At 33.0% G+C, this 13877-nt stretch carries 16 protein-coding genes and 1 tRNA gene; 14 read left to right on the top strand and 3 right to left on the bottom strand.

Annotation, left to right across the window (positions count from 1 at the left end):
* Positions 1 to 105: 105 nt before the first annotated feature.
* From CHB81_RS16180 to CHB81_RS16150, 7 genes are all read left to right on the top strand, one after another.
* Entirely contained in the window at positions 106 to 1023 is a 918-nt protein-coding gene (locus CHB81_RS16180) for a S9 family peptidase (RefSeq protein WP_089352897.1), read from the top strand.
* 106 nt (positions 1024 to 1129) lie between these two features.
* Positions 1130 to 1429: a hypothetical protein gene (locus CHB81_RS16175; RefSeq protein ID WP_089352896.1), complete on the top strand. Its 300-nt coding sequence runs from the start codon at positions 1130 to 1132 to the stop codon at positions 1427 to 1429.
* A gap of 93 nt (positions 1430 to 1522) precedes the next feature.
* Complete coding sequence (locus CHB81_RS16170) at positions 1523 to 2056, top strand: AAA family ATPase (protein WP_089352895.1); 534 nt, start codon at positions 1523 to 1525, stop codon at positions 2054 to 2056.
* A gap of 65 nt (positions 2057 to 2121) precedes the next feature.
* A complete protein-coding gene (locus tag CHB81_RS16165; protein WP_089352894.1) occupies positions 2122 to 4017 on the top strand; it encodes an ATP-dependent DNA helicase RecQ in 1896 nt (631 codons plus the stop codon).
* Entirely contained in the window at positions 4017 to 4964 is a 948-nt protein-coding gene (gene fmt / locus CHB81_RS16160; RefSeq protein ID WP_089352893.1) for a methionyl-tRNA formyltransferase, read from the top strand. The genes CHB81_RS16165 and fmt overlap by 1 nt, the downstream gene beginning before the upstream one ends.
* Before the next feature lie 180 nt (positions 4965 to 5144).
* Complete coding sequence (locus CHB81_RS16155) at positions 5145 to 5417, top strand: HU family DNA-binding protein (protein ID WP_017498096.1); 273 nt, start codon at positions 5145 to 5147, stop codon at positions 5415 to 5417.
* Between the two features lie 127 nt (positions 5418 to 5544).
* Positions 5545 to 6105 (top strand): YqgE/AlgH family protein, encoded by a 561-nt coding sequence (locus CHB81_RS16150; RefSeq protein WP_089353007.1) that lies wholly within the window; start codon positions 5545 to 5547, stop codon positions 6103 to 6105.
* Here the strand turns inward: CHB81_RS16150 and CHB81_RS16145 are convergent.
* Together CHB81_RS16145 and CHB81_RS16140 are read right to left on the bottom strand one after the other, a co-directional pair.
* Positions 6102 to 6941 (bottom strand): aminotransferase class IV, encoded by an 840-nt coding sequence (locus tag CHB81_RS16145; RefSeq protein ID WP_089352892.1) that lies wholly within the window; start codon positions 6939 to 6941, stop codon positions 6102 to 6104. The genes CHB81_RS16150 and CHB81_RS16145 overlap by 4 nt on opposite strands.
* A 55-nt stretch (positions 6942 to 6996) precedes the next feature.
* Positions 6997 to 7389 (bottom strand): START-like domain-containing protein, encoded by a 393-nt coding sequence (locus CHB81_RS16140; protein ID WP_026984135.1) that lies wholly within the window; start codon positions 7387 to 7389, stop codon positions 6997 to 6999.
* 154 nt (positions 7390 to 7543) lie between these two features.
* Between CHB81_RS16140 and CHB81_RS16135 the strand changes: the two genes are divergently transcribed.
* From CHB81_RS16135 to CHB81_RS16115, 5 genes are all read left to right on the top strand, one after another.
* Positions 7544 to 7617 (top strand) — tRNA-Met (locus tag CHB81_RS16135).
* A gap of 196 nt (positions 7618 to 7813) precedes the next feature.
* Positions 7814 to 8071 (top strand): hypothetical protein, encoded by a 258-nt coding sequence (locus tag CHB81_RS16130; protein WP_089352891.1) that lies wholly within the window; start codon positions 7814 to 7816, stop codon positions 8069 to 8071.
* A gap of 27 nt (positions 8072 to 8098) precedes the next feature.
* Positions 8099 to 8734, top strand: coding sequence for an SMI1/KNR4 family protein (locus CHB81_RS16125; protein ID WP_089352890.1), 636 nt, complete (start codon positions 8099 to 8101; stop codon positions 8732 to 8734).
* 84 nt (positions 8735 to 8818) lie between these two features.
* Positions 8819 to 10039, top strand: a complete 1221-nt coding sequence (locus CHB81_RS16120; RefSeq protein WP_089352889.1) for a DUF763 domain-containing protein — start codon at positions 8819 to 8821, stop codon at positions 10037 to 10039.
* 210 nt (positions 10040 to 10249) lie between these two features.
* Positions 10250 to 11476: an NAD(P)/FAD-dependent oxidoreductase gene (locus tag CHB81_RS16115; protein WP_089352888.1), complete on the top strand. Its 1227-nt coding sequence runs from the start codon at positions 10250 to 10252 to the stop codon at positions 11474 to 11476.
* 108 nt (positions 11477 to 11584) lie between these two features.
* On the opposite strand, the gene CHB81_RS16110 is transcribed toward CHB81_RS16115, so the two are convergent.
* Positions 11585 to 11824 carry a hypothetical protein gene (locus tag CHB81_RS16110; RefSeq protein ID WP_089352887.1) on the bottom strand — a complete coding sequence of 80 codons (240 nt, stop codon included), beginning with the start codon at positions 11822 to 11824 and terminating at the stop codon, positions 11585 to 11587.
* A gap of 577 nt (positions 11825 to 12401) precedes the next feature.
* Between CHB81_RS16110 and CHB81_RS16105 the strand changes: the two genes are divergently transcribed.
* Positions 12402 to 12965: a DUF6642 family protein gene (locus CHB81_RS16105; protein ID WP_089352886.1), complete on the top strand. Its 564-nt coding sequence runs from the start codon at positions 12402 to 12404 to the stop codon at positions 12963 to 12965.
* A 3-nt stretch (positions 12966 to 12968) separates the two neighbouring features.
* Complete coding sequence (locus CHB81_RS16100; RefSeq protein ID WP_089352885.1) at positions 12969 to 13874, top strand: AraC family transcriptional regulator; 906 nt, start codon at positions 12969 to 12971, stop codon at positions 13872 to 13874.
* The last annotated feature ends 3 nt before the right edge of the window (positions 13875 to 13877 follow it).

The following is a 13877-nucleotide window of genomic DNA, read 5'->3' as shown; positions in this document are numbered from 1 at the left end:
TTAGCGAAAATTCGTGAAATTCGTGGCAAACTTTTATATTTGAAAAACTTTGGATCTTCGCTCCCGCTAACTACCTGTAGTAATTAAGACTAAAAACATATTCTAATGAAAAATTACATCATCTTACTTTTTACAGCTTTCATTTTTAACAACATTCAGGCTCAGGAAGTCAAAACAATGACTTATTTCCAGAATGATACAATTAAGCTGGATTTAGATTTGTATTTACCTCAGAAGAAAACTAACGAGAAAATTCCGTTAATCATTTTTGCTTTTGGCGGAGGTTTTTCCGGTGGAGAACGCACCAGCGAAAAAGACTTTGGAATGTTTATGGCAAAAAACGGTTATGCAGTTGCAAGTATTTCATACAGTTTATATATGAAAGGAAAAGATTTTGGCTGTAAAGGAACTTTGACCGAAAAGATAAAAGCAATCCAAATTGGTGTGAGTGACATGTGGCAGGCAACTTCTTTCCTGATCGAAAATGCTAATAAATACAATCTCGATTCCTCAAAAATATTTATTTCAGGAATTAGTGCTGGCGCAGAGATTGGCTTCCATGCTTCGTTTTGGGATTATAAACTAATGAATTTATATAAAAGTAATTTGCCTGAAAATTTTAAATACACTGGTTTTATTGGAGGTTCGGGTGCTATTCAGGATATTAATTTAATTACGAAAGAAAAAGCAATTCCAATGTTATTAGCGCACGGAAACAGCGATAAAACTGTCCCGTATGCAGCCGGTTCTCACCATTCGTGTCCAACAAATACTTCTGGCTGGCTGATTCTTTTTGGATCTTATGCCGTTTACAATCAAATGAATGATTTACATAAAGACATAGAACTGATTACGTTTTGTGGTGGCGGACATGAATTTTCGGGTTATCTTTTTCATCAGGGACAACAATATGTTCTGGATTTTGTGAATGATGTTTTGAAAGGAAAGAAATTTGAATCGCATATTATTATTCCTTCGGGGAAGGAAGGTACGGGTTCTGGGAAATATTTGTTTTGTGAGTAAAATTTAAATATTCGGCTAAAGCCAAAATAAATCAAATCTTAAACTCGTTGGTTTTAACGTCATAATTTTCTATAAATATGACATCCGGCTGGACTTATATCTTTTTATGCAAACTGGACTAAAGTCCAGCCCTACAATATTGGTCGAGCCTATGGCTCTTTTTGTTTTAATTCCTGAGGAATGGCTGGTTTTATATCCCTGGATTCAATCCGACACCATAATATTTACTGAGCCCATGATTCTTTCTTATTTTAGTTCCGGAGGAATGAATTATTTTGTAGGGCCGGGCTTCAATCCAGCACATAATCCGGTACCAAAATATTTACAAAACCCACAATTCTTTTTTCATTTTAGTTCCGCAGGAACGAATTATTTTATAGGACTGGATCCCAATCAAACACCATAATAATTGTAAAAATTGCGAAATCATTTGCACAAGGCAAAATAATCTTTTTAAATACCAATAAGTTTAGGTAAATTTGCGCTTTATTTTTAGAAAGTGCAAAAACAAATCATAGTTCTCATTGGTGGCCCGGGAACGGGAAAATCTACTCTTATCAACGAATTGGTAGCTCGTGGCTACTGTTGTTACCCTGAAATTTCAAGACAAGTTACTCTCGAAGCACAACAACGTGGTATCGATCAATTGTTTTTGGAACAACCTTTATTGTTCAGCGAAATGTTATTGGAAGGACGTATAAAACAGTTCGAAAATGCTCTTGAAGAACCGGAAAACGTAGTTTTTATAGACCGCGGAATCCCAGATGTTGTAGCTTATATGGATTATATTGGCGACAATTATCCGGAAAGCTTCATAAAGGCTTGTGAGGATTTTAAATATTCTAAAACTTTTATTTTACCACCTTGGGAAGAAATTTACGAAAGTGACACAGAGCGCTATGAGAATTTTGAACAAGCACAAACAATTCAGAAACATCTTGTTGATACCTATAAAAAATACGGTTACAACTTAATTGAAGTACCTAAAGATACGGTTGAAAACAGAATTCTTTATATCTTAGATAAAATTTAGGCATATGTTTAAAGTTGTAAAACTAGAAACTGATTTCTAAATTTTTTAACTTTAAAACATGACCGATGCCAGAAGCACAAGAAATTCTTTTAAAATACTGGAAACACGACAGTTTTAGACCGTTACAAAAAGAGATTATCAACTCGGTTTTGGACGGTCAGGATACTTTTGCCCTTTTACCAACTGGCGGAGGAAAATCAATTTGTTTTCAGGTTCCGGCAATGATGCAAAAAGGCATCTGCTTGGTGGTTTCGCCTTTGATTGCCTTGATGAAAGATCAGGTGGCAAATTTACAAAAGCGAGAAATTAAAGCAATTGCACTTACGGGCGGAATCCACACAGAAGAAATCATTGATTTATTAGACAATTGTCAATACGGAAACTATAAGTTTTTATACCTTTCTCCGGAACGTTTACAATCGGATTGGATTTTGGAACGCATTAAAAATCTTCCCATAAATTTAATTGCCATTGACGAAGCACATTGTGTCTCGCAATGGGGACATGATTTTCGTCCGGCATATTTGAAGATTTCTGAACTTAAAAAGTTTTTCCCTAAGATTCCATTTTTAGCTTTGACCGCTACAGCAACCCCCAGAGTTATTGAAGATATTAAAACTGAATTAGGTTTGAAGGATCCAATACTTTTTCAGCAATCTTTTGAAAGAAAAAATATTGCATATATGGTTTTTGAAGTCGAAGACAAATTGTATCGTACGGAACAAATCCTAAGGAAAAACCCACAACCTTCTATTATATATGTACGAAATAGAAAATCGTGCTTAAATATATCAACGCAATTACAATCGCTGGGATTCAAAGCAACCTATTATCACGGTGGACTTTCGGCAAAAGAAAAAGACAAAAACATGCAACTGTGGATGTCTGAACAAGCACAGGTTATTGTTGCGACAAATGCGTTTGGAATGGGAATCGACAAAGACAACGTAAAAACAGTAATTCATACGCAGCTTCCCGAAAATATCGAAAACTATTATCAGGAATCTGGAAGAGCAGGACGAAATGGCGAAAAAGCTTTTTCGGTTTTGCTTTTTAATAATTCAGATGCAAATCAAACCGAACAACAATTTCTGAGTGTTTTACCCGATAAAAAGTTTCTGAAACTGATGTATGTAAAACTTTGCAACTATTTTCAGATTGCTTATGGCGAAGGTTTAGATGATTCGTTTTCATTCAAATTGAATCATTTCTGTCATAAATACGACTTTCCTACCTTAAAAACATATAATGCCTTGCAATTTTTAAATCAGCAGGGAATTATCACGATGTCTCAGGAATTTTCGGAAAAAATCACAATGCAATTTTTAATCGAATCCAAAGAAGTGATTCGGTATATGAGCTTGAATCCAAATGATGAAGAAATCATTCTGGCAATTCTAAGAACATATCCCGGTGTTTATGAAATGAAAACTCCTTTTAATCTTTCCTTGATTGCCAAAAAATCTCATCATACAGAAGAGCAAGTTTCTGCTGTTTTAGAAAAGCTTCGAGAAAAAGAAATTATCGAATACAAATCTAAAAACAACGATGCCACTATATTATTTAATGAAGTTCGCGAAGATGACTTAACGATCAATCGAGTTTCGAAATATCTTGAAAAGCAAAACCAATTAAAAGAAGAACAACTTTTATCGGTTCTACATTATATAAAGGAAGGCAAAACTTGTAAAAACCGATTGATACTCTCTTATTTTGGAGAAGAAACTAATTCTAATTGTGGCGTTTGCTCTTACTGCATTACTCAAAAAGGAAAAATCACAGAAACTGATTCAATTGCCGATAAAATTCTGCATTTATTAAAATCGACTGCTTTAACTTCACGAGAAATTCAAACCCAAATAAAACTGGATGCAAACGATATTGTTTCGGTACTTCAGGAATTATTAGAAAACAATCATATCACTATTCAACCGAATAATAAATACACTTTAAAATCATAATGGAAAAATTGAGAATCATATTTATGGGAACTCCTGAATTTGCAGTTGGCATTTTGGACACCATTATCAAAAACAATTACGATGTTGTTGGCGTTATTACTGCCGCAGATAAACCGGCTGGGCGCGGGCAAAAAATAAAATATTCGGCAGTAAAAGAATATGCACTGGCGAACAACCTTACTTTATTACAGCCTACAAGCTTAAAAGATGAAAACTTTCTTGCTGAATTAAAAGCCCTGAATGCTAATTTGCAAATTGTTGTTGCTTTTAGAATGCTGCCAAAAGTAGTTTGGGAAATGCCAAGTTTAGGAACTTTTAATCTTCATGCTTCTTTGTTACCAAATTATCGTGGGGCAGCTCCAATAAACTGGGCTATTATTAATGGAGAAACCAAAACCGGCGTTACAACTTTCTTTATCGATGACAAGATTGATACCGGAGCAATGATTTTAAACTCAGAAATTGCAATTGAACCAACAGAAAACGCAGGACAATTACACGACCGATTAATGTTATTAGGAAGTGAGACTGTAATAGAAACTTTAAAAGTTATCGAAAACGGAAATGTAACTACTACAACTCAGAAAGATAATGAAGAAATTAAAACAGCTTACAAACTAAATAAGGAAAATTGTAAAATCGATTGGACAAAATCGGGAGACGAAATCAATAATCTGATTCGGGGGTTAAGTCCTTATCCTGCTTCCTGGTGTTTTTTGAAAGATAAAAATGAAGAGCAAACGATCAAAATATATGAAGCAAAACTCATTTCAGAAGCACATTCTTATGAGTCAGGAAGTTTAATTTGCAGCAAAAAAGAAATCAAAGTTGCCGTTCAGGATGGCTTTATTCAGCTATTGAGTTTACAATTACCAGGAAAAAAGAGAATGCAAGTGGCAGAATTACTAAACGGGATAACTTTTTCTGATAGTGCAAAGGTCTATTAAAGTCAGTAAAACGGGGGTTTTTACCTGATTTTCACCGATGAACAGCCTGCTTTATGAACAAAAAAAGCAAGTTATCAACAATTTTTGCTAAAATTAAAGAAAACACTTGCAAGGAACGGATTTCCTACTAAATTTGTGTATTAACAATTTTTTTTAACCAACAATTAATAACTAATTATTATGAACAAATCAGAATTAATCGATGCTATCGCTGCTGATGCAGGAATTACAAAAGCTGCGGCAAAATTAGCTTTAGAGTCATTTTTAGGTAACGTAGGAGCTACTTTGAAAAAAGGAGGAAGAGTTTCATTAGTAGGTTTTGGATCTTGGTCAGTATCTGCTAGAGCTGCTAGAGACGGTAGAAACCCACAAACTGGTAAAACTATCCAAATCGCTGCTAAAAATGTAGTTAAATTCAAAGCTGGAGCTGAATTAGAAGGTGCAGTGAACTAAGTAAGAAAGTTCTCTAAACTTATAATATAATCAAAACCCTCCCATGGAGGGTTTTTTTGTGCGGTTTAACGATTTTATTTGGGATTTTAAATATTTTATGATTAAATTTAATAAAAATTGTAGCCGTATGATTTCAGAAAAATTAAAAAAAGGACACCTGCTTATTGCCGAACCTTCGATAATTGGAGATTTATCTTTTAATAGATCGGTAATTTTATTAGCAGACCATAACAAAGAAGGATCAATAGGATTTATCATTAATAAACCACTAAAGTATACTATTAATGATCTAATTCCGGAGATCGAAGCTTCGTTTAAGATATATAATGGAGGTCCTGTTGAGCAGGATAATCTATATTTTATTCACAATATTCCAGAGTTGATCCCGAATAGTGTCGAGATATCTAATGGAATTTATTGGGGAGGTGATTTTGAATCAACCAAAGACTTAATTAACGACGGATCTATTAGCAAAAATAATATTCGCTTTTTCTTAGGTTACACCGGTTGGGACGAAAATCAGCTTGAGAATGAAATGCAGGGAAACTCCTGGATCATTGCTGATAATAGTTACAAAAACAAAATTATAGGAAAGTCAACCACTCATTTTTGGAAAGAACAAATTATTGAGCTTGGCGGAGACTATCTTATATGGTCAAATGCACCTGAAAATCCATATCTGAATTAATTTTCAGAGATGGATTCATTTAGTTTTTGTAATAATAAATGAGCCAGATTACTGGTAAACTCCTTTTTTCGATATTTGGTTATCGGTTGTATTCCCATGATTACATTTGTAAGAAATAATTCGTCAGCTTTTTGAAGATCAAATGGCGAAATTATTTCTTCCTGTACTTCTATACCTTCAACTTTTTTAGCCAAAGCTAAAATTTGCTTACGCATTACACCATTCAGACAACCCTCAGAGATTGGCGGAGTAATTAGTTTTTTACCCACAACCATAAATAAATTACCTTGTAATGCTTCGACCACATTTTTTGTATCGTTTATCAAAAGACAATTTGCCAAACCATTTTCATGAGCAAAAATACTTCCGGTAACATTAATCAACTTATTGGTCGTTTTAATAGACGATAACAACTGCTTGGTTACATAGAAATCTTTATACAAATCAACTTCATACTCAGCCGTGTTTAAAGCATAAACAACGTTCTCAAGCGTCGTTGCATGAATCAAATATGAAACTTCATTAGTTTTTGGCAAATACAATCCGCCATCGTTTCTAAAAACAGTAATTCGGGCTCGGGCTGATGCCGAAATTTCGTTTTGTTGAACAAGACTTAAAACCTGTTCTTCAAGAAACTCCATTGTAAAATTCATTGGGATTTCCATTCTCACAACACGCATCGAAGCCATTAATCGAAAATAATGATCCTCGAGAAACAAGATTTTGTTGTTGACTATTTTTAGCGTTTCAAAAACACCATCTCCATACAAAAAAGCACGATTTTGAGTTAATATATTATCGTTTTGCTCTACTATGTTTCCGTTAAAATTGATCATAAAAAAAACCCTGAATTTTGTTCAGGGCAAATATAAGGTATAAAATAGACTTTTACTAAACTGATCCTATAAGATGTTTCAGATCTGAGATCTGATTCTCCCACAATTGTTTAGCCTCACCTACTTCTTCTTTTTCAGCGAAATCAACTACCATTAATGATACATCTTTAGTTAATTCATCAACTAAGATATGCAATTCAAAAAAGTACTCCGTATCCTTACTGCTTTCGTCAACCCATTTGAATTTTACTTTTTCTCCGGTTTTTTTAGAAGCCAAACGCGCTTTTTCCTGCGAGTCATTCCAAATGAAAGTGAAGAATTCGCCTCTGGAATTTACATTGTCTGCAAACCATTCTGACAAACCTGACGGTGTTGATATATATTGATATAATAATTGCGGCGAAGAATTTATAGGAAACTCGATTTCGTAACGTATTTTTGGATCCATGTGCTACTTTTAATTTTTTTGGAAATATAAGAATATATGTCCGAAAACAATGCATTTTTAAAAATATTTTTTTTTCTTCATTTTATTCTTGCAACCTTTAATATTATTTCTATCTTTGCACCCGCAATGAGGAACACGGTTCACTTGCAATCTTGGCGAGGTAGCTCAGTTGGTTAGAGCGCAGGATTCATAACCCTGAGGTCACGGGTTCAACTCCCGTCCTCGCTACAAAACCTAAACCCTTAAACATAACATGTTTAAGGGTTTTTTTATTCAAATTAATTACTCATTGTTTAAAAAATTGTAGTAAGGAACTTTAAATAATTGAGTTGTAACTCTAAATAATTAAATATCTTTAATACTTTTTAGAAGCATCTTATAATTTTCATATTAAAAAAAACAAAAAAGTTAATACGTTATAAATATGGACATAGTTAAATTTAAAATCACATCAAAAACGATAAAAGTAGAAGTACGCAATTCGAATAATTATGTTTTTAATTTTAATACTGCTTTAGATATTGCAAAAGAAGACAAAGATGTTTTATTAAAACTTTACAATGCATTAGATATTCTTTTTAAGAAAGAAGCTCCGGCAGAGGTAAAAAACTATATTTCGCCCAACCAAACCAATATATTGGATCAAATTTCTGCCGTTGACGGTTTAGAAGAAGAGAAATAATACCCAAAATTATAAATCAAGTCGTTAATGAATACTATATTGGTCAACAAACTATTTGAAACTTTCAGATCAAAACTAGATATTTTTGATTCATTTATGAATGATGGAGCAAATGAAAAAGACATTTCTGATTTAGAAAAATATATAAATCAAATTTTGCCAGCTTCCTATATAGATTTATTAAAGACATACAATGGCGAAAAGAAAAGTCTTGGCGTAATGGCAGGATTTGAATTTTTAACAATCAAAGAAGTAAAAGTTCAATGGGATTTTTTTAAAATGGCAGAAGGAGAACGAGAACCCGACTCTGTCTATCAAAAAAATAAAATCAAGAATGAATTATATTCTGTAAAAAGAATCCCGTTTGGTCATGATGGCTCAGGAAATCTTTTATGCATAGATTATGACCCTGAAATTGAAGGAAAGAATGGTCAGATTTTATATTTACCTGCCGGAGATCCCGAACCAATTTCCGTCATAGCTGATGATTTTGAAGAGTTTCTTACCTTTTTAATTGATGCCATTATTTCTGAAAAATTGGAATTGACCGATGAAAGAGACGAATGGGATGAGGAAGATTGGGAAAAAGCAGAAATTTATTTTAACAAAACCTGGGAAAATGATTGGACCGATATTGCCGATGAATACAATTCCAGACATTAACCTCAACAACCTGTAGATCTTCATTTTACAAATAAGCTTTTAGAAGTATTTTGTTTATTTTTGTATAAATACAAATTCCTTTAAATGAAACGTTCCGGCACAGCAGATCTACCTTTACATTACGGACATGTTCCTTTATGGCTTGCTGACCGAATGTCTAAACTTGGTTTTGCAATTGTAGAAACGATTGCAATGGAATTTTCAACTTCAGAAGTTATAAGCAAACTAAGCAATCCTTTTTGGTTTCAAAGTTTTGGCGCCGTTATGGGAATGGACTGGCATTCGTCGGGAATCACAACTTCGGTACTTGGAGCATTAAAAAAATCTGTAAATCCACATTCTAAAGAATTGGGAATTTATATTTGTGGAGGGAAAGGCAAAAATTCGTTGTTAACACCACAAGAACTTTTGTTTGTGGGCGAAAAAACCGGTCTTGACGGGAACAATCTTGCAAATTGCAGCAGACTTACCGCCAAAGTTGATAACACAGCCATTCAGGATGGATTTCAATTGTATCAGCATAATTTTATCGTTGATAACAAAGGACAATGGGCGGTTATTCAGCAAGGAATGAATCCCGATTCTAAAACCGCAAGAAGATATCATTGGCATTCGCAAGATTTAAAATCTTTTATAAATGAGCCTCATACTTTTATTTATGGCGAAAACCAGGGTACTATATTAAATCTTACCGCTGAGGCAGCCACAAAATCCAGAGAAGGTATTTTAGAATTATCTAAAGAATCTCCAACAAAAATCATGAAGGAAATGCAATATCTTTCTATGCCTGCACATCATGATGTGAGAATGGAAGATGTTAACATGAAACGACTTGGCGCAATGCTTTGGACAACTCATGAAAATAAACCTGAAGATTTTGAAGAACTATTACTTTTAAAAGGAATGGGACCAAGAGCCTTGCAATCATTAGCATTGGTTAGCGAAATCATTTATGGCACTCCTACCCGATTTGAAGATCCTGCGCGTTTTTCTTTCGCTCATGGCGGAAAAGACGGACATCCATTTCCGGTTCCGGTAAAAATCTATGACGAGACAATTGATACTTTGCAAAGAGCCATTAATCGTGCTAAAATTGGAAATGCAGACAAAATAGAAGCGATCAGAAAATTATCTGAAATCTCCCGAAAAGCCGAAGAAAGTTTTACGCCCAACTCTAATTTTGATGCTTTGATTCAAAGAGAACGCGACAATTCGCATAAATATGGCGGAAGAACTGTTTTTGGGGATGCTAAATCTCCTAAAAATAAACCTGAAAAGCCAAATAATCAGCTTGAATTATTTTAAGTTGATTGCAAATTCAGGACAGTTATTTTTCATTTTAATGTTTTTTACTTTCCTCTAAAAAATTTATAAGGAAAAGCACACCTAATATTCCAAGACTTTTTATATCAAATTATATATTGTGCTTTAAGATAAAATTATAGGAATAATTTTACAATAATAAATTATTTGTTCTAAATTGCAGCAAAATATTATCGTAATTATCTTATAAAAATGAAGAAGCAATTATTAATTATTGGAGGTGGATTTGCAGGATTTTGGAGCGCTTTGAGTGCCATTCGTCAAAGTCGTGAATTGAAAAAAGAAAACGAGTTAGAAGTAACTTTAGTAAATATGGATGAATATTTAACGATTCGTCCAAGATTATACGAGGTTTCTCTAGAAGGATTAAGAGTTGAACTGAATAAATATTTCAAACAACTGAACATTAAACTTATGATTGGTAAAGCAGAAATTATCAATCCAGAGCAAAAACTCGTTACAGTTGCAACCGAAAGTGGATCAAGAATTCTGAATTACGATTATTTGATTTTATCTTCTGGAAGTGTTTTGAAGGCTATAAACATTCCGGGTATTGAAAAAACTTTTAATGTGGATACTTTTAATGGTGCTCAAAAACTGGAAGATCACTTAACAAAATTGGCACATAAAAACTTTGAAGGCAATGGCGCTACAACCTTTATAGTTGCCGGAAGCGGATTAACCGGACTTGAAATGGTAACTGTAATCAAAGAAAAAGCCAATAAAATATTGACTGATCAAGGTAAAGATTCAATTGATTTTAAAGTCGTACTTATCGAAAAGTCTGATAAAGTAGGAAATTATTATGCATCTGAAGCACAGGATTATGTAATTGAAACCTTAAAAGCCAAAGATATAACAGTTGCGAATGGAGTTTATCTGAAAGCTGTAGAAAACAATGGAGCCACATTAAGCGATGGTCATTTTATTGCTTCTCAAACAGTTATTTCGACTATTGGATTAGTAGCGAGTTCGCTTTGTAACTTTTTTAAAGGAGAAAAAGACAAACTAGGACGCTTGCATGTAAATGAATTTCTACAATTGAAAGAATACAACAATGTAATTGCTGCGGGCGATGTTGCTAATATTCCGACTGATGATGAAGGAAACAGTTCGCTCATGGCTTGTCAGTTTTCTATGTTTTTGGGTAAATTTGCTGGTCATAATGCTGTTAATAGTTTATTCTCTGAACCTTTAAAAGCGTATAGTTATAAAGATTATGTGACTTGTGTAGATTTAGGTCAACAAGACGGAATGTTAACTTCTGGATGGGATCGCAAACTAGTTGCCAGCGGAATTGAAGGGAAAAATATAAAAATGGAAGTCACAACAAAACTAATTTATCCAGCTGACGATGTTATTACCGCTCTGGAAGATTCTTATCCTGAAGTTCCAAACGTTGCAGAAAACGCTGTTTAATTTTATCCTTTTTTATTTAATAAATACATTATCAAAAAAAACAAACTCTTAATCATTGTTTAATTAAGGGTTCATCTATAACTATTTGTAAAAAAATTAATAATTATCCTAACCTTTTCGGATCAAATAAATCAATATTTCATCTTCTAATTCTTTAGACAAATTTTCAAACTCTAATTTATGCTGGAAATATTTTTCAAATTTTCTCTTATACTTTTCTGTTTTCATTTTACTCCTGCAATAATCATCACAAATCACTTTGAATTTGTCATCAACGAGATATAAAATCTTTAGCGATTCTATATATTCCAGGAATTTTGCATTATATAACTCTTTAGGAACAGCCATAGCATATAATTTTTTAAAACAAACTGAGTTCAAAACCACTAAATCACAAAATGAATAACAATAAACTGTTGAATTAAATTTTCTTTCTTAAAGACAAATCACTCTCCGTTTCATTAAAATTCCATCAAGAGCCGATAAAATATCGAAAAAAATCTTGTATAAAATTAAGTCATATTGAAATCTAAAAAAGCGATTTACAATTCAACTCTGTTTCATATTATAAAATGAAACCTGAAATTTGTTTAATCATTTAAATGCAACATCACAATCTAAGGAAAAACCAACCATGCTTAAAATTATGCCAGATAAATAAAAAATTCAGAAAAGAAAGAACCAACCTGTCTATTGCTAAATTCGTAAGAATCTCTTAAACTTTTATGTTTTTTAAGTTAAAAAAAAACGTTTCTTTTTTAATACTACGATTGCAATTTTCAAAAATGCGATCACAATATTTTAAACTAATGTCAAAAATGAGTTAAAAATATCGTTCAGATTATAGTTTTTATCCAATAAAAAATACTTTTGTCAAACTAAAAAAATGTACTTCAATTTATATCTAATCTGAAAGTTTGCTGATATGGATAGTGAAAAATTTATTTTCTGTTTGGAAGGTGTTCCTGACATAGATACTCCAGTTGCGACTCAAGTGGTAAAAAACTTAGAAGAGATAGCAATTGATCAAGGCATTACCAGCATCTACAAAACCTGCGATACAATTGAAGGTTTAGAAGAAAGCCTGAATGTACTGCTTTATGAAGATCATAATTTTAAGGATTATGAGATCATTTATTTAGTTATGCCTGGCGAACCCAACAATATCTGCCTTCATGATTATTATTATAGCCTTGAAGAAATTGCCGAATTATTTGAGGGTAAAATGAAAGGTAAAATTATACATTTTGCCAATTTAAAGGTTTTGGATTTAAATGACGAAGAAGCACAATATTTTCTGGACATTACAGGAGCACGGGCAATCTCAGGTTATGGATCATCTTATAATAAAATAGCAAGCAGCAGTACGATCGACAAAGCTTTTTTTAGCTTGTATCAGGAAAATGATGATATTACGGAAGTTGTCGAAGAGTTGTACCAAAAACATTATGCGTTGTGCAAATTATTGGATTTTAGATTGTACTATTAGAAAATGGAAACAAACGAAAAAATAAAAACGTATGGTACAAAGGGATTTCGTGAAAAATTTCTTGGTTTGGAAAATCCAATTAATAAACTTTTCAAAACAAATTCAGATCATTTTTTCTGTTTGAAGATAATGCAGCTTCAATATCCTGTTCCACCTTCTAAACACAATTGCCATACTTTAATTTTTATTACTTCGGGGATAAACATTATAAAACTGGGCTTTGAAGAATGTCAGACCAATAAAAATGAAATCATTGTAGTTCCTGCAGGTCAGATATTTTCTATTGAGCATATTAACAGTAAACATAGCGGTTTTATTTGTCAGTTTCATCCTGATGTTTTAATCGGAAAGTATGGAAACCGTGATATAATCAATGATTTTGATTTTCTAAAAATATCGGGAAATCCTAAAATTATTGTTTCCGAAAAAGATGCTGCTTTTATCAGTAACATACTAATTCGCCTTGAGGCAGAATATCTGGAAGCCGAAACGATAAATCTGGATCTTATACAGACTTATTTAATGACTTTGTTTTGTGAAATGAATAGAAACACGGTCAAAACTCCCAAGGGAGGAACTGCTGCTGAGGTTCTGTCAGCGAAGTTCAAGGAACTTATTTACCCGAATATCAGAACAAATCATCAGGTAAATTATTATGCTTCATTGCTTAATGTTACGCCAAATCATTTGAATAAATCAGTTAAAGCTACAACCGGCAAATCTGCAACTACTTGGATTGATGAGACCATTTTGCTTGAAGCGAAGTATTTGTTGTACCAAACAACACTCTCGGTAAGCGAAATAGCAATGCAGGTTGGGCATGAGGATCAATCTTACTTTAGCCGTTTCTTTAAAAAACACGAAGCAATGAGTCCTGCTCAGTACCGAAAAATGATTGATAAGTCCTAATTA

Source organism: Flavobacterium sp. ov086 (genome assembly GCF_900187965.1).
In the GTDB taxonomy this organism is placed as follows: domain Bacteria; phylum Bacteroidota; class Bacteroidia; order Flavobacteriales; family Flavobacteriaceae; genus Flavobacterium.
Note: the sequence above shows the minus strand (reverse complement) of the source record. Positions and strands in the feature narration are given on the sequence as shown.